This is a genomic window from Oleiphilus sp. HI0066 (genome assembly GCF_001635725.1).
In genome coordinates this window covers 1-892 of record NZ_LWFH01000773.1, presented here as the reverse complement: position 1 = coordinate 892, position 892 = coordinate 1, and the positions used below count along the sequence as shown (strand labels likewise).

Below are 892 nucleotides of genomic sequence, written 5' to 3'. Positions count from 1 at the left end.
TGAAGATAGGCAGGATTATCACTCTCATCCCAATACGGAAAACCAATTTCATCTAGCATCGCTAAAAACGTTGGCTTCTCTTCTTCACTGACCTGCACCCCCATAAAGACACGACTATATGCCGCTCCGTGGTTGCGGTAATGAAACATTGAGATATTCCATTTGCTACCAAGCGAGGTCAAAAATTTCATCAAAGCGCCAGGGCGCTCAGGAAACTGAAAACGAAATACTTGCTCATTTTCGGCGTTAGATGGGCCACCGACCATATGTCGCACATGCAGTTTAGCGACTTCATTATCGGTTAAATCCATCACTGGATAACCTTGTTCCTCAAGCTCCTCAACAAGCTGTACCCGTTCGCCTTCAACCCCTGAAGTTTGCACACCAACAAAAATTTGAGCATCAGAGCCATCAGTATATCGGTAGTTAAACTCCGTAATATTCCGACGATGCAGTGCCTTAATAAACTTCTTATAGCTACCCGGTTTCTCAGGAAGAGTGACCGCTAAAATCGCTTCGCGCTTCTCGCCAATTTCAGTACGTTCTGAAATATATCGCATGCGATCGAAGTTCATGTTTGCGCCAGAGACAACCGTCAAAAGGTTCTCGCCCTCAACATTGGTCTGCTCTACATACTTTTTCAACCCAGCGACACCAATTGCACCAGCCGGTTCCGCAATGCCACGCGTGTCATCAAAAATATCTTTAATCGCTGCACATATTTCGTCGGTCGTCACCGTAATCACATCATCAACATGATCTTTACAGACATCCCAAGGAAGCTTGCCTATTTGTCGAACCGCGACACCATCGGCAAAAATGCCAACTTGATCTAACACGACACGCTTGCCCGACTTCATTGCCGCTTGCAAACATGCCGCATCTTCGGGCT

Annotated in this window: 1 protein-coding gene; it reads right to left on the bottom strand. The window is 46.3% G+C overall.

Going from position 1 to position 892, the window contains the following annotated elements; genetic code table 11:
* On the bottom strand, nucleotides 1–892 hold an 892-nt coding region (gene ilvA / locus A3738_RS09260; RefSeq protein WP_068763562.1), incomplete at both ends, for a threonine ammonia-lyase, biosynthetic.